12 protein-coding genes, 1 pseudogene and 1 riboswitch are annotated in these 15,729 nt (G+C 56.8%); of the genes and pseudogenes, 12 read left to right on the forward strand and 1 reads right to left on the reverse strand.

Features of this window, described 5'->3' with window-relative positions:
• Nucleotides 1-85 precede the first annotated feature (85 nt).
• The 11 genes and pseudogenes from MKY86_RS34140 to MKY86_RS07490 all read left to right on the forward strand — a co-directional run.
• A pseudogene (locus tag MKY86_RS34140) lies at nt 86-1,327 on the forward strand (sirohydrochlorin chelatase); the annotation flags it as partial.
• Nucleotides 1,324-2,118: a precorrin-6A reductase gene (cobK, locus tag MKY86_RS07445; RefSeq protein WP_076079755.1), complete on the forward strand. Its 795-nt coding sequence runs from the start codon at nt 1,324-1,326 to the stop codon at nt 2,116-2,118. The pseudogene MKY86_RS34140 and the gene cobK, both read left to right, overlap by 4 nt.
• A 2-nt stretch (nt 2,119-2,120) precedes the next feature.
• Nucleotides 2,121-2,786, forward strand: a complete 666-nt coding sequence (locus MKY86_RS07450; RefSeq protein WP_076079756.1) for a precorrin-8X methylmutase — start codon at nt 2,121-2,123, stop codon at nt 2,784-2,786.
• A 906-nt stretch (nt 2,787-3,692) separates the two neighbouring features.
• The gene (locus MKY86_RS07455; RefSeq protein ID WP_445669930.1) at nt 3,693-4,877 is read left to right on the forward strand and encodes a cobalt-precorrin-5B (C(1))-methyltransferase; all 1,185 of its coding nucleotides are present in this window, start codon (nt 3,693-3,695) and stop codon (nt 4,875-4,877) included.
• Nucleotides 4,870-6,096 carry a bifunctional cobalt-precorrin-7 (C(5))-methyltransferase/cobalt-precorrin-6B (C(15))-methyltransferase gene (locus tag MKY86_RS07460; RefSeq protein ID WP_076079757.1) on the forward strand — a complete coding sequence of 409 codons (1,227 nt, stop codon included), beginning with the start codon at nt 4,870-4,872 and terminating at the stop codon, nt 6,094-6,096. The genes MKY86_RS07455 and MKY86_RS07460 overlap by 8 nt, the downstream gene beginning before the upstream one ends.
• A 31-nt stretch (nt 6,097-6,127) precedes the next feature.
• The gene (gene cobI / locus MKY86_RS07465; protein WP_083685224.1) at nt 6,128-7,003 is read left to right on the forward strand and encodes a precorrin-2 C(20)-methyltransferase; all 876 of its coding nucleotides are present in this window, start codon (nt 6,128-6,130) and stop codon (nt 7,001-7,003) included.
• Nucleotides 7,000-7,797, forward strand: a complete 798-nt coding sequence (gene cobM, locus MKY86_RS07470) for a precorrin-4 C(11)-methyltransferase (RefSeq protein WP_076079758.1) — start codon at nt 7,000-7,002, stop codon at nt 7,795-7,797. Before cobI ends, cobM begins: the two co-directional genes overlap by 4 nt.
• Nucleotides 7,790-8,929, forward strand: coding sequence for a cobalt-precorrin 5A hydrolase (locus MKY86_RS07475; protein ID WP_076079759.1), 1,140 nt, complete (start codon nt 7,790-7,792; stop codon nt 8,927-8,929). The genes cobM and MKY86_RS07475 overlap by 8 nt, the downstream gene beginning before the upstream one ends.
• A gap of 55 nt (nt 8,930-8,984) precedes the next feature.
• Nucleotides 8,985-10,523, forward strand: a complete 1,539-nt coding sequence (locus MKY86_RS07480) for a cobyrinate a,c-diamide synthase (RefSeq protein ID WP_083685247.1) — start codon at nt 8,985-8,987, stop codon at nt 10,521-10,523.
• 425 nt (nt 10,524-10,948) lie between these two features.
• On the forward strand, nt 10,949-11,830 hold the full coding sequence (locus tag MKY86_RS07485) for an ROK family protein (protein WP_076079761.1): 882 nt from the start codon (nt 10,949-10,951) through the stop codon (nt 11,828-11,830).
• A gap of 167 nt (nt 11,831-11,997) precedes the next feature.
• Nucleotides 11,998-13,014, forward strand: coding sequence for an HRDC domain-containing protein (locus tag MKY86_RS07490; protein WP_076079762.1), 1,017 nt, complete (start codon nt 11,998-12,000; stop codon nt 13,012-13,014).
• A gap of 169 nt (nt 13,015-13,183) precedes the next feature.
• Here the strand turns inward: MKY86_RS07490 and corA are convergent, their stop codons facing one another.
• Nucleotides 13,184-14,119 (reverse strand): magnesium/cobalt transporter CorA, encoded by a 936-nt coding sequence (gene corA, locus MKY86_RS07495; RefSeq protein WP_036696789.1) that lies wholly within the window; start codon nt 14,117-14,119, stop codon nt 13,184-13,186.
• Between the two features lie 426 nt (nt 14,120-14,545).
• Nucleotides 14,546-14,677: riboswitch (SAM riboswitch) on the forward strand.
• A gap of 116 nt (nt 14,678-14,793) precedes the next feature.
• On the opposite strand from corA, the gene metA reads away from it, so the two are divergent.
• Nucleotides 14,794-15,711 (forward strand): homoserine O-acetyltransferase MetA, encoded by a 918-nt coding sequence (gene metA / locus MKY86_RS07500; RefSeq protein WP_076079763.1) that lies wholly within the window; start codon nt 14,794-14,796, stop codon nt 15,709-15,711.
• Nucleotides 15,712-15,729: the final 18 nt, after the last annotated feature.

Genomic DNA, 15,729 nt, shown 5'->3' on the forward strand with positions numbered 1-15,729 from the left:
TGCAGCCCATACATCCGATAACGATAACAGCAAAGAAGGAGTGCAGACGATGAGAACGGTATTACTGGTGGGACACGGGAGCCGGGTTCAAGCGGGAAATGAGGAGCTGCTGGAATTCACCCGCCTGCTCGCAGCCCGTAAGCCGGAGCTGAAGGTTGAGACTTGCTTCATAGAGCTGGCCTCGCCTTCCATCGCTGGCGGAATTGCCAGATGCATTGAGGGCGGTGCGGCGGAGATATACGTAGTGCCGATTATTTTGTTCGCGGCGGGGCATTCCAAGCTCGATATTCCAATGGCCATTGATGAAGCCAAGCAGAGATATCCCGGGGTGAAGTTCATCTACGGGCGTCCGCTGGGGGTGCAGGACCGTGCCGTCGATATTCTGCTGGAGCGGATTCAGGAAGCAGAACGAGTTCCACTCCTGCAGGTGAAGGTGGCTGGCGGAATGGACCTGGACCTGCGCGGGAACGGTGCATCTACGATAGAGGATAAGGATACTATCGTGCTGCTGATGGGACGCGGGGGCAGTGACCCGGATGCCAACAGCGATCTGTATAAAATAAGCCGGCTGCTCTGGGAGAGAACAGGCTACCGCAGCGTGGAAAGCTGCTTCATTGCCATCGCCAAGCCGTCGCTGCCGGACGGGCTTGAGCGCTGTCTGGCGCTGGGTGCGCGCAGAATTATTGTTCTCCCGTACCTGTTGTTCACCGGAGTGCTAATGCAGCAGTTCGCAGAGAGAGTGGCGCAATTCGCAGCTGAGCATCCCGGGCTTGAAGTGGAGATCGGCGGCACACTGGGTGCACATCCGCTGCTGGTGGATATGCTGACAGAGCGGATCGAGGAGACGCTGGAAGGGCGTGCCTTCAGCAACTGCGATAACTGCAAATACCGCGATGCAGCCTCTTTGCACCATCACCACCATCACCATCATGGTGAGGAGGAGCACGGGGAGCATGGGCATGGACATCACGGGCATGGGCATCACAGTCATGAGGGACATGGACACGGGCGCCATGAGCATGGAGATGAAGAGCACGGACACGTACATCACTGCCATGAGAAACATGGGCATCACGAATGTGCGCATCACGGGCATGAACGTCACGATCATGAGGGGCACGGAAACGGGCACCATGAACACGAAGATGTTGGGCATGGAAACGGGCATCACTGTCATGGGAAGCATGGGCATCACGAGTGTGCGCATCACAGGCATGATGAACATGGGCACACGCATCACGCGCATGAGCATCACTGCCATGGGCAGCATGATGTAACGGAGGCGGCGGCTCCGGCAGACGATCAGGCGCTTCGTCAGCCGCGATGATCTTCATGTTATGCGGCACCAGCGACGCCAGGGAGCTGGCACAGAGTCTGATGCGCCAAGGCCTGCTGCTGCAGGCCAGCGTGGTGACGCCCAGCGGGGCAGAACGCCTTATGGCCGCAGGCATCCGCACCCGCGTCGGCAGACTGGACCGCGCGGCGATGATCGCTTTGCTGCAAGCGGGCGGGTACCGTGCCGTGGTGGACGGCAGCCATCCTTTTGCGCTGGAGGCCCATGCTAATGCAATGGAAGCTGCTGCTGCGCTGGGGTTGCCTTACTTCCGCTACGAGCGGCAGAGCCTTATCTATAACAGTCATCCCCGGCTGTTGCTTGTGCATTCCTATGAAGAGGCTGCGCGCAAGGCTAAGGAGCTGAAGGGCTCTGTGATGCTGACTACCGGCGGCAAAACGCTGGAGATTTTTGCGGAGGAGCTGCTGGGAGATCCGGATATCCGGCTGACCGTAAGGCTGCTGCCTTGTCTGGAGAATCTGGAGAAGTGCCTGGCCCTTGGGATTGAGCAGCGGAATATTATTGCGCTTCAGGGCCCTTTTAGCAGAGAGATGAATGAGGCCTTATACCGGCAGTACGGCACCCGGGTGATGATTACCAAGGAGAGCGGGGCCGAGGGCTCGGTGGATGAGAAGCTGCATGCCGCGCTGGATATGGGGTTATATGTGATTTTGATTATGCGGCCGGGACTGTCCTTCGGGGATGGCGAAACGGTGTTTGATTCTTTTGACGAGATTACGGCTGCTGTGAAGCATGCGCTGCTAATGACGAGGGAAGAGGGATGAATGTGGATTTCGGGACAGAGTTCAAGCCGGTGACCGTACAGCCGCAGGAGATAGAGGGTCTAAGCTTTCAGATGATTACGGAGGAGCTGGGTGAACATTCGTTTAGTGCACTCGAGTACCCGATTGTACAGCGGATTATTCATGCTTCGGCTGATTTTGAGCTGGGGCGCAGCCTGGTGTTCCATCCCGGGGCGATTGAGGCGGGGATTCACGCCATTCTGCAGGGCAAGCCGATTATAGCGGATGTGCGGATGGTGGACGCGGGCATTGCCAAGGAGCGGATTCAGCGGTACGGCGGCGAGGTCCGGGTACATATTTCAGATCCTGATGTAGTGGACGAGGCGAAGGCGCTGGGAACCACAAGGGCGATTATCGCAACGCGCAAGGCCTGCGCCCAGGCACCGGGGGGAATCTATGTCATCGGCAACGCGCCGACTGCCCTGCTGGAGCTAATCCGTCTGGTAAAAGCAGGTGCCGCCCAGCCAGGACTTGTCATCGGCATGCCCGTTGGCTTCGTCTCTGCGGCGGAATCCAAGGATGAGCTGCGCAAGCTGGATATTCCCTACATCACCAATATCGGCCGCAAAGGGGGCAGTACAATCGTGGTCGCCGCAGTGAACGCACTAAGTCTGCTGGCCGTCCGCCGGGCGGCGGGTGAGCTGGGGTAGCTTGATCAGAGAATCAGATAGCTGAAGCGTAGGGCTGGTGAGTTGTCCATATCCCGATTAAGGTGCAAGTGGTATGCTTAATCGCACTCTGTACAACTAAATGCTCTGATGTACGAGTGAATAGCCATTTAGCTGTAAAACGTGCAATTAAACTTTTCTATAATCGGTGTTCTCCTTGATTTGGGCAGATATAGTTGTACAGATTACAGTTAGATGAGGAAATCCTCCCTTTTTGCGGGTTTTAAATGTACAGAATACAACTATCTCAAATTATTTACTTCTTTAGTTCTAATAGTATTCTGTACAACAGAATTCGTGATTTTATAGTTGAAATCCGGTTCTACTGTAGTTCATACACTTGATTTGTGGATAATAGCTCCAAAACACCTCCCCCGCCAAATTCTAATGTACAAAATGCAGCAGAATCACTTTTTTGGCGGATTTGGGGTTTAACTAATGTACAAAGTGCAATGGATCCAGAATTTGTATAAAAATCTCCTGATTTGCTTAGAAGCATCAGTATAATCAGGTTATATAGAGAGTAAGACAGGTTACCTGCCCAGGGCGAAAGCTCAGAGGATAAGCTTCAGCGATGTGCAGATTGTTCAGATTCTGAGGATTTATTCTTAAGACCAACAGCAAAGAGGGATTGCCATGACCAAGGAAATACCCGGTCACGCCGTCAGGCAGAACCGGAGCCAAGAAAGCGGTGAGGCAGGGGCGGAGCAAGTGGGGCAAGTAGAGCAAGCGACTGGCCCCAAATTCGCAGAGGCGGCTGAACGTTTGGAGCACGCAGCCGGCTCCGAGATCGAGCAGATGGCTGGGCAGGTACAGCAGGCTATCGAACCCGGATTGCCCGGATTCGATCAGGCAACTGAGCAACCGGAGCAAGCCAGCCGCCCCGAGATCGAGCAGGAGGGTGATCGTGTACAACAGTCTGCTGGGCCTGAGTTCGCACAATCGCCCGATCCCGGATCGCCCGATCACGATTCCGAAGAAGCGCCCCCTGCTCCCCAGCTGCGCAGGGGCTACACGACAGGGGCCTGTGCCGCCGCGGCAGCCGCAGGTGCGGCCACCCTGCTCATTACAGGGGAGAGCCTGCCTGCGGTAGAGATTGATCTGCCGGCCGGGTTCCGTCATACCTTTGAGCTGACTGGCTGGCAGCGTACAGGAACACACACGGCAAGCTGTGCCACTGTTAAGGATGCCGGAGACGACCCGGATGCGACGCATCTGGCGTGGATCGAGGCGGCGGTGAGCTGGCGGGATCAGCCCGGCGTGGAGATTGACGGGGGCCGCGGTGTTGGCCGGGTGACGAAGCCGGGCCTGCCGGTGGGCGTGGGAGAGGCGGCGATTAATCCGGTGCCCCGGCGGATGATTCAAGAGGCGGTAACCGCCGTGCTGGAGGAGCACGGTGCAGCGCGGGGGGTGAGGGTAGTCATCAGCGTGCCGGAAGGCGAGAACATTGCCCTGAAGACGCTGAATCCCCGGCTGGGTATTCTGGGCGGCATTTCGATCCTGGGCACGCGGGGCGTGGTGACGCCGTTCTCCACCGAGGCCTATAAGGCGAGTGTGGTTCAGGCTATCTCGGTGGCGGCTGCGGCGGGGAACCGGCAGGTTGTGCTCACCACAGGCGGCAGCAGCGAGAAATACGCCATCGCGATGTTCGCTGAGCTTCCGGAGGAAGCTTTTATACAGATGGGGGAATATGTGGGCTTCTCGCTGGAGCATGCGAAGGCTTACGGAATTCGCAAGGTTACCTTCGTCGGGATGGCCGGCAAATTCTCCAAGGTGGCTCAGGGGGCCATGCTGATTCACTCCAAGAACGCGCCTGTCGATTTCGGATTTCTGGCAGCCGTTGCGGCGGGTGTGGGAGCGTCCCCTGAGCAGGTGCAGGAGATTGCTGCCGCCAACACAGCCTCACAGGTCGTGGATATGATGACTGAGGCGGGGAATCACACTTTTTTCGAGCAGCTGTGCAGGCATGCCTGTGAACAGAGTCTGGCGCATATGAACGGAGGCATGATTGTAGAAATGGTGCTCATTACAATGAAGGGCCGGGTGCTGGGAAGGGCGGAGGTTCATGGATAACCTGATTTATGTGATCGGGATCGGTGAGGATGGCGCCGGCGGCCTGACACCGGCTAGCTTAAGCATAGTGAACAATAGCGAGGTGCTGCTGGGCGGCGAGCGGCAATTGAATTTTTTCAGCAGGTACAGAGGGGAGAAAATCGTTCTGCAAGGCGGGCTGAAGCCTTTTACAGACAAGCTGGAGAAGGTGTGGCGTGAGCGGCGGACAGTGGTGCTGGCGTCGGGGGACCCGTTCTTTTTTGGGATTGCGGGTCATCTGGTCCGCAGGTTCGGACCGGAGCATGTGGAGGTGATCCCCCATTATAGCAGCGTGCAGCTTGCGTTTGCGCGGCTCGGGGACAGCTGGCAGGATGCTGAGCTGATCAGTCTGCACGGGCGTCCCATTCAGGGACTGGCCCAGCGTATCGACGGCAGGCACAAAATCGCCCTGCTGACAGACGAGAACAACACCCCTGCGGTCATTGCCGCTTATCTGCAGGAGTTCGGGATGGTGGAATATGAGGCGTTTGTCTGCGAGCAGCTTGGCGGCGCAGAGGAGATCTGCCGGTTCTGGACGCTGGAGGAAATGGAGACCAGGGAGTTCGCGGCGCTTAATGTCGTGATCCTGCGCCGTAAGCAGGAGGTCTCCGCTCCCGTGCGGCGCGGATTCGCCTATCCGGATGAGGAGTTCCGGCAGCGCAAGCCGGAGAAAGGCCTGATTACGAAGCGCGAGGTCCGCGCTCTGGTGCTGTCGGAGCTGAACCTGTCCGAGGATGCAGTCGTGTGGGACATCGGCTCCGGTTCGGGTGCGGTGGCTGCGGAATGCGCGCGGATCGCCAGACTCGGGAAGGTCTACGCGCTGGAGAAAAGTGCCGAAAACCTGCCGAACATGGCTGCGAACCGTCTGAAGTTCCGGGCGGATTTCCAGATCATTCAGGAGAAGGCGCCGCAGGGCCTGGCCGCTCTGCCTGACCCGGATGCCGTCTTCATCGGCGGCAGCGGGGGGGAGCTGGCGAACATTATTGCGCACAGCGCCGCCAGACTGCGCCCGGAGGGCCGGATTGTGGTTGGGGCGATCACGGTGGAGACGCTGCATGGCAGCATGGAGGCGCTTAAGGCCGCAGGGCTGGCCTGCGAGGTGACGATGCTTCAGGCGTCGCGCGGCAAGCCGATTCTCGGCATGACCCGGTTCGACGGAATGAATCCCGTCTATGTGGTCAGCGGCCGGAGGCTTCATTAATCATCTGACAATAACGAAGGAGGAACCCGCAATGAAGACCGATGTAACTGAGCCGCGTGAGCAGGCTGTGGAGGGACAGGAAATAACGTCAGGAGAAGCGGCAGGTACGCTGTGGACAGAAGCAGCGATACAGGTTGCCAGTGCGTTATTTGACCCACTGGATGCAGAAGAGCTGGAGCTGGAGGAAAGACTGACTCCCCGGGCGCTCGGAACGTTATACGGCATAGGCGTTGGCCCCGGCGACCCGGAGCTGATTACGCTTAAGGCTTGCCGTCTGCTGCGGGAATGTCCGGTGATTGCCTACCCGGCAACCAAGAAGGGCGGCAAATCCTACGCCTATGAAATCATTGAGCTGCATGTAGACCCGCTGGACAAAATCATGCTCGGACTGGTCTTTCCGATGACGAAGGACCCGGAGCTGCTGGCTGGCGGCTGGACCCGTACGGTAGAGCTGTGCTGGGGAGAGCTGAGACAGGGGCGGGATGTGGCTTTTGTGACCGAAGGCGATCCTAATCTCTACAGTACCTTCATTCATCTGGCCCGGCTGATGCAGGAGCTGCACCCCGGTGTGCCGGTCGTCTCGGTTCCGGGAATATCCTCGGTGCTGGGCGCGGCGGCTGCGCTGGAGCAGCCCCTGGCAGACGGCAATCAGCGGGTGGGGATCATCCCGGCTACGGACGACAGGGAGGCGCTTCGAGAAGCGTTGCTGCATCATGATACGGTGGTGTTCCTTAAGGTGGCCAAGGTGCTGGATGTGGTGCTGGATGTGCTGGAGGAGCTGGGCTTGTCCGGCCGCGCCTCGGTGGTAACCAAGGTCACCTCCCCCTATGAGACTGTCTGGCGCGATGCACGGGACCTGCGGGGCAAGGAAGTGGAGTACCTGAGTCTAATGGTGGTGAGCAAATGACGGAGCTTGCGTCGAAGGTATACATTGTAGGTGCCGGACCGGGTGACCCGGAGCTGATCACGGTAAAAGGCAGCCGTATCCTGCGCTCGGCAGATCTGGTGCTGTATGCGGATTCGCTGGTCAGCGAGGAGCTGATCCGCAGCGCTAAGCCCGGTGCGCAGGTGCTTCAGAGCTCGGGCATGGATCTGGAGCAGCAGGTGGAGCTGATGACGCTTGCCGTGCAGTCCGGTAAAAGCGTAGCCCGCGTCCACACCGGAGACCCCGCCATGTACGGCGCGATTCTGGAGCAGATGTCACTGCTGAAGCTACGCGGCGTCGCTTACGAGATTGTACCGGGCGTCAGCTCGGTTTTTGCCTCGGCGGCGGCGGTTGGCGCAGAGCTGACCGTGCCGGAGCTGACGCAGACGGTCATTCTGACCCGTGCGGAAGGGCGCACACCCGTGCCGGAGCGCGAGCAGCTGCGCAAGCTGGCGGAGCATCACTGCACGGTGGCGCTGTTTCTGAGTGCATCACTGGCCGGTCATGTGAGCAGTGAATTCCTGGCCGCAGGCTGGAGCCCGGAGACCCCGGTGGCGGTCGTGAAGCGGGCCACTTGGCCCGATCAGCAGATTCTGCGGACCACGGTTGAGAAGCTGGAGGCGGACCTGCAAGGTGCTGGCATCACCATGCATGCCATGATCCTGGCCGGCTGGGCGCTGGACCCCGGGCTGACGGACCGCGATCAGCACCGCTCCAAGCTGTATGACAAGACCTTCACCCACGGCTGCAGGGAAGGAATTGGCTCCGGTGAGTAAGCGGTATGCGGCTGTTGCGATTACGCGCAGCGGGATAGAGCTGGCTGTGAAGCTTGGCGGGCGGCTTGGCGGGACTGAGGTCTTTGTCTATGCCAAGTATAGCGGAGAGCTGGAGGCACGGAGCGGAGAGATCACTGTTTTTGACGGACCGGTCAGAGGGTTGCTGCCTAGGCTCTTCGGGAGCTATGAGGCGGTCATTCTGTTCTTCTCATTGGGGGCGGCAGTCCGGCTGACGGCTCCGCTGCTGCGGGATAAAAGAACCGATCCTGCCGTCATCGTCATCGATGAGCGCGGGGAGCATGTCATCAGCATGCTCTCCGGCCATCTCGGAGGAGCGAATAAGCTGACACTGGAGATTGCAGAGCTGCTGGGCAGCCATCCGGTGATCACCACGGCTTCGGATGTGCAGGGCACCTTCGCTGTTGATCTGCTGGGCCGGGAGTACGGCTGGCGTGCCGATAGCTTCACCTCCATGAAGGGGGTTAGTGCTGCGCTCGTTAACGGGGAGCCGGTAGCCTTTGTGCAGGAGAGCGGGGAACGTGACTGGCTGCCGCCGGGTGCTGAGGTGCCAGAGCATGTCTCTATGTTCGCAAGCAGGGCTGAGCTTCGGCATAGCGGACGCAGCTTCAGCGCAGCGATTGTGGTAAGCGACCGGGTGACGGAGGAACCAGAGGAGGACGCACCGGCAGATACTACTCTGGCCGAGTACACTGTAGTGTATCGCCCGCGCAGTCTGGTGCTTGGACTCGGCTGTAACCGCGGGACGTCTGCGGAAGAGCTGGAAGCCGTGGTCCTTCACACTCTGCACGAGCTTAATTTGTCGCTCCATAGTGTGCGGAATGTGGCTACAGCCGGGATCAAGGGGGATGAAGCGGGACTCTTGGCCTTGTGCGCCAAATACAGCTGGGAGCTGGTTCTGTACACCCCGGAGCAGCTCAATACAGTAGAGCTGGACCATCCGTCTGAGGTGGTATTCAGGGCAACCGGGGCTTACGGTGTCTGTGAACCTGCTGCGCTGCTGTCTTCAGGTGCGCATTCGCTCCTGCAGCCTAAGCTCAAGAGCGGCAATGTGACCATCGCCGTAGCCCGGATTGTCTATCCCGGAGAGAAGGAGTGGAAGAGCGGTGAATGAGCTGAGGAATGCAGCCGGATATGAAAAAAAGCCTGGATCAGCCCCCCGTGAGCCGCTGGCGCATCCCCGCCTGGTCATCGCAGGCACAGGCAGCGGCTCGGGCAAAACAACGGTCACGCTGGGGCTGATGCGCGCTTTTGCCCGGCGGGGCCTGAAGGTTCAGGGCTTCAAATGCGGCCCTGACTATATCGATCCCGCCTATCACACTGCGGTCACAGGCCATCCCTCGCGTAACCTGGACTCCTGGATGACTTCAAGCGACTATCTGCAGGAGTATTTCCTGCAGGCTTCGGCGGATGCTGACCTGTCCGTCATTGAGGGCGTGATGGGGTTGTATGACGGCAAGGAAGACACAGCACTGACCGGATCCACGGCGGAGATCGCCATCCTGACCGCCAGCCCTGTGCTGCTGGTGGTCGATGTCCGCAGCATGGGGCGCAGTGCCGCGGCGATAGTGCTGGGCTTCCGGCAGCTGGAGCCGCAGGTGCAGATTGCCGCCGTTCTGGTGAACCGCTGCGGCAGCGAGGGTCACTACCGGTTAGTTAAGGCTGCCATTGAAGCAGCCTGCGGGATTCCCGTGATTGGCTGGCTCCCCCGCGACAGCGGGCTGGACATCCCGGAGCGGCATTTGGGCCTGCTGCCCGCTGTGGAGCGCGGGGAGCTTGCGCCTTTGTTCGAGCGTGCCGCCGATAGGCTGGAGGAAGGCACGGATCTGGAGCGGCTGCTGGAGCTTGCCGCGGCCGCTCCTGCTATGAGGGCACAGCTTATGGCGGCGGAGCAAGAAGCTGTGCCTGCCTGCGAGCAGACGCCGGACCAGCAAGTTCGCCCAGTTCCATATGAGGCTGAACTTTGTAAATCCGCTGCGCCGATGATACATAAGACACAGGCAGGCCCGGCGGAGCCTGCCCCGGTCATTGCTGTAGCCCGGGACGCGGCGTTCAATTTCTACTACGCCGATAATCTGGAGCTGCTTGCACGTGAAGGTGCGAGGCTGGTGTATTTCAGTCCGCTCAGCGGTGAAGGCATTCCGCCGGAAGCGGACGGCATCTATATCGGCGGCGGATTCCCGGAAGAATTCGCGGCGGAGATTGCCGCGAACCAGCTATTCCTCGGCGGCCTGAGATCTGCTGCAGACGCTGGAATGCCGCTGTATGCGGAGTGCGGCGGCTATATGGTGCTGGCCCGCAGTCTGACCGACCGCACCGGCACGGTGCATGAGATGGCCGGAATCATTCCGGCGCATACCGTGATGCAGGAACGCCGGGCGGCACTCGGGTATCGTGAAGTTACGGCACTTCACGACTGTCTGCTGCTGAAGCAGGGCGAGCGTCTGCGCGGCCATGAATTTCATTACTCCATCATGAGCTATCCTGAGGGGGCAGCCCGGACCTATGCCTACGAGAGTAAGGGCAGAGGGGGCAGCCAGCCGGAAGGCTACATCAGAGGAAGCATCATGGCTGCTTATGCGCATATCCATCTGGCCTCCCATCTTCCGGCAGCAGCCCGGCTTGTAGCAGCCTGCCGGACCTATCGTGGCCGCAAACAGGCTGTGCAGCAGCATGTTCCCGGCTCCCGCAACCAACAAGTGGAATAACGTATCTTAAATTATTAATTCTAACGAAATGTGTGGCGATAAGTGGAAAAACAACATCAATTCATGTTGCTTTTAGCTACTTGGGCTAAAATGGGCAACATTAAGTGTTGTTTTTCCAACTGTTGTTCTAGCATCGGCTATTCGTTCATTAGCAAGTGTAGAAAATCCAACTATCCCCCGTTCCGTTCAATCCAGCCTAAGCCACATCAGCAAACCACTTCTTTATACTATATGTCAACCGCTTGTCATACTTTTAAGAGCCACGTATAATAGGACAAGAGAACGCTTCATTAATGCGCTCGGACTGGTCAACCGGCTAGTTCCAGCGCAGGAAACTATCATTGTATTTATCGTATCTCAGGAGTCTATCGAAATTATCAGAAGTAACAGCATATGGATGCATCAGGAGAAGGGGGAACGCTGCAGTGAAATTGTTGGGAGCGATTGAAGCAGGGGGAACGAAGTTTGTATGTGGGATCGGGAATGAGGACGGGACGATTATCGACCGGGTGAGCTTTCCGACAGCCACTCCTCAGGAGACTATGGGCCAGGTAATGGATTATTTCAGCGGAAAATCAGTGGAGGCTATCGGGATCGGTTCCTTCGGACCGATTGATCCTGTTATCGGCAGCCCCACCTATGGATATATTACAACCACACCTAAGCCGCATTGGGGCGGGTATAATCTGGTGGGAGCCGTGGAGGAGCAATTCCAGGTTCCTATCGGCTTTGATACCGATGTGAACGGTGCAGCGCTGGGCGAGTACACCTGGGGAGCAGCGCAAGGGCTGGACAGTTGTCTCTATATCACGGTGGGCACCGGGATTGGTGCCGGTGCTGTGGTAGGCGGGAAGCTTGTTCACGGGCTGTCCCACCCGGAGATGGGCCATATTCTGGTCCGTCGTCATCCCGAGGACCACTACGAAGGTTTCTGCCCTTATCACGGCGATTGCCTGGAGGGTCTGGCAGCAGGTCCGGCCATCGGCAAGCGCTGGGGTAAGCCGGCGGGCGAGCTGCCTGCGGATCATCCGGCCTGGGCAATGGAGGCCCATTATCTGGCCCATGCTCTTATGAACTATGTGCTGATCCTCTCGCCGCAGAAGATCGTAATGGGCGGCGGTGTGATGAAGCAGAGCCAGCTCTTCCCGCTGATCCATGCCAAGCTGCAGGAGTTGCTCGGCGGATATGTGCAGCATCCGGCGCTCAATGAAGAGATTGGCAGCTACATTGTGCCTCCGCAGCTTGGAGATAATGCCGGTCTGTCGGGCGCACTGGGTCTGGCCAAGCTGGCTTTGGACCGCAAGTAGGCTATCCTGTCAAAAAGGCATTGACTGTTACGTAATATATGGTATTCTAGTTTCTAACAGTATAGCATTTAAGAGGAAGCACCTCTTTCACGAATGTCGTGGGAGAGGTGCTTTTTTGCGTTCAAATATGTCATGCGTACTGTAAGACGACGAAAGAAGGGATTCATATGCAGATCGTATTTATGAACCGTTTGTGCAAAAAATCAGGAATGGACGAAGAGATTTTTGCTCAGCTATGGATTGGAGAAGAAGAGGGGCAGTGGCGTCTGGGTTGGCGCGATTTCTCCGGGGAACAGGAGACGGACGACAGCCTGTGGTATGAAGGCGGATCATGGAATGAGATGCTGTGTGTATACCGGCACGAGCTTGCCGTGAAGATGGGGGAAGGCTACCGCCCGCTGATTGACGGGGTATTTCATGACGAGGATAACCTCAGCAGCCGCAGCCAGGAGCAACTTAAGCTGCAGTATTTCAGTGAGCAATACGGGAATGAAGCCATCTTCGAGGAGCTGTGCTCCTGGCGCAGGGGGAAGGCTTCCAGTGAACGGAAGGCACCTTATATCCTGGCCAGCAACCGTCTGCTGCGCATGATCAGCGCGTTTCTTCCCCGGACAGAGGAGGAGCTGCTGCAGCTTCCGGGTGTGGGAGAAGGTAAAGTTTCACAGTATGGTGCAGACTGGCTTAGCATCACCGCGGCGGCTCCGCGCGAGCATGATTTTCCCCTAAGTTGGGTGAATCATGCAATAGACGAAGAGAGCTTCGTGTCCTGGCACTATAAGCAGAAGGAGCTTAAGTACAAGAAGCAGCTGGAGCGGCTGAGACTGCGGCGCGTTCTGTTACAGGGGATCGAAGAGGGGCAAGGGATGGAGCAGCTCAGGGCACTTAGCGGAGTTTCCCGCCGTGAAGTGCTTGAAGTATTGGAAGAGCTGGAGAAGGACGGCTACTCGGCAGAGAAGCTCATTGCCCTGGAGCTGAGCGAAGTGAGTCCCGAAGAACAGAACAATATTTGGACAGCCTATGAACTGATCGGCGACAACTTCCTGAAGCCTGTCCTCTACAAAGCCTACGGTGACAACTTCGTACCTGCTGACGGACTTGATCTGTATTACGAACGCCTGCGGCTAATCCGCATCCGCTTCCGGCGGGAGCATCCGGCGGCGCTTGGAATGGCTGCCCCTTTGTAAGAGGGAGACTGACGGTCTGCATCAGTCCCAATCTGCGGTCCTCGTAACCGGAGCTCCTGATCGGCGCAGACGCATTACATACTGGTGAAATACCAAAAAGACGAAGGCTCTCCGAGTCCCGGTAGCCGGGTATAGGGTGCCTTCGTCCTTCGTATTCGTCCGCTCTGCTTCATAGCCACTCCTTTTTACGGAAGATAATTAGCATTCCGCAGCCTAGCGTCACCATAACGGCAATGACGCCATAGTAGCCGTACTCGGTGTGGATCTCCGGGATATTGTCAAAGTTCATGCCGTAGATCCCGGTAATCACGGTCAGCGGCATGAATATAGTGGTAATTGCCGTAAATACACGCATGATTTCATTGGCGCGGTTCGCAATACTGGACTGATAAGCTTCGCGCAAGTTGCCCATGAGATCACGGTATGTTTCGAAGGTCTCAGAGATCTTGACCGCATTCTCATAGATATCGCTGAAATACTTCTGCAGCTGATCGTCGATCAGGCGAAGATCCTTTTTGTTGAGCGTGTTGATAACTTCCTTCTGCGGGCCGAGCATCTTCTTCAGCCAGAGAATCTCACTGCGCAGACCGATGATCTCGCTCAGATGCGATTTCTTGGTATGCATGAGGATGTCTTCCTCGAGCTTCTCGATCCGCGCTTCAATCCGGTCACCGACCGAGAAGAAGTTGTCGACAACGAGGTCGATCAGCAGATACAGGAAGCGGTCAGGCGTACTGACCTCCTGCTCCCACAGTACGGGCTTCAGGACACGCAGCTCATGGATCTTCTGCTTCGTAACGGTAATAATATAATGTCTGCCAAGGAATACGTTGAGCGCACGGAGGAAGATTTCCTCATCATCGAACCGGATGCTGTTCACCACGATGAAATAATGACTCTCATAAATCTCCAGCTTCGGACGCTGATCCTCTTCACTCAGACAGTCTTCCACAGCCAGATCATGCAGGCCGTATATAGGCTGAAGCTCTACAAGGTCCTCCACATCCGCATCAATCCAGTAGAACCCCTCGGCAGGGGCGGTTAAAGTTTCTTCAATATTGTCAATAGGCGTAAAAACCCCTGCATTCACCAGCCGGATTTTCATCTGATTCACTCCTTATGTCCCTGGTCTTCTCCAGGGGTATGCTAATTTCAGCACACGGAAAAAATCAGCTTGGCCGGTGGTACAATCATGGATGAAGGCCAAAAGACGGTCCGAGAGCATGAAGAAAAAGGGCTCCCGCCGCCGGCAAGCTGATGTTAATCCTGTGTGGTTGTTCATTCTGCACGCTTATTCGCGAGCCCGGGTCGCCTTCCATTGTTCTCTCACCTCTTCTTTTCGCCGTTTTTGGGTTTGAAACACTTGTCTAGTATAACGCCGGGATATGGCTCTTACAAGAGAAATTGTTTTCTGTCATAAGGCCCCTTCAGCATTGTATGGACTTGACGAAAAGGAGGTTCATGATTTAAAGTGAAATTTAAGAAAAAGCATCGTTCAGATGCTTAAGGTTATTCAACTGAATACAGCTAAATCTTATCAAGAGCAGGTGGAGGGACTAGCCCGATGAAACCCGGCAACCGGCGTGTGAACGCACGGTGCTAATTCTTGCGGAAGCTTTGCAGGGCGTTATTCGTCCGGCGGAAGTTCTCTGGCAGATGAGAGAGGCGCATATGACTGCATGATATGACCTTTCTCGCCCGGGAAAGGTCTTTTTTCGCTACCCTGCCTCAGGTTGAACCACCAAGTGGAACCCCATTTCAGTTAAGGAGTGAACAGCAATGCCTATCAAAATTCCCGACAGCCTGCCGGCCAAAGAAGTGTTATCCGGTGAGAATATTTTTGTAATGGATGAAAGCCAGGCCTTCCATCAGGATATCCGTCCTCTGCGGATCGCCATCCTGAATCTGATGCCTACCAAAGAAACGACAGAGACCCAGCTGCTGCGCCTTATCGGGAATTCCCCGCTTCAGGTGGATGTTGTTCTGCTGCACCCCAGCTCTCATACGTCGAAGAATACTTCGGCTGAGCATTTGAAGAGCTTTTACAAAACCTTTGATGAGATCAGCCACCGTCGGTTCGACGGCTTGATTGTAACAGGCGCTCCCGTAGAACAGCTGGAGTTCGAGGATGTGAACTACTGGGAGGAGCTGAAAGTGATTTTTGAGTGGAGCAAGCAGAATGTAACCTCGACCATGCACATCTGTTGGGCGGCACAGGCAGGACTGTACCATCACTTCGGCGTGCGCAAGGTGAGTCTGCCGGACAAATGCTTCGGAGTGTTTCCGCATACAATGAGCTATAATAATGTCAAGCTGCTGCGCGGCTTCGATGAAGTGTTCCATGTTCCGCATTCCCGCCATACCGACGTCTCCCGTGAAGATATTGAGCAGAACCCGGAGCTGCAGATTCTGGCAGAATCCGAGGAAGCCGGGGTGTATCTGGTGGCTACGCATGACGGGAAACAGATTTTTGTCACCGGACATTCGGAGTATGATCCCTTCTCCTTGAAATGGGAGTATGACCGGGATATCGCCAAGGGGCTGGAGGTTGCCCTGCCGAAGCACTATTATCCCAAGGATGATCCGACACGCACACCGCCGGCAGTCTGGCGCGCCCATGCTAACTTATTATTCGCTAATTGGCTCAATTACTATGTATACCAGGAGACTCCTTACGATATCGGGGCATTTATCTAAGAGGTTGGCTTATTTTTA

The sequence above is a fragment of the Paenibacillus sp. FSL R7-0333 genome (assembly GCF_038000365.1).
GTDB lineage: Bacteria > Bacillota > Bacilli > Paenibacillales > Paenibacillaceae > Paenibacillus_AQ > Paenibacillus_AQ silagei.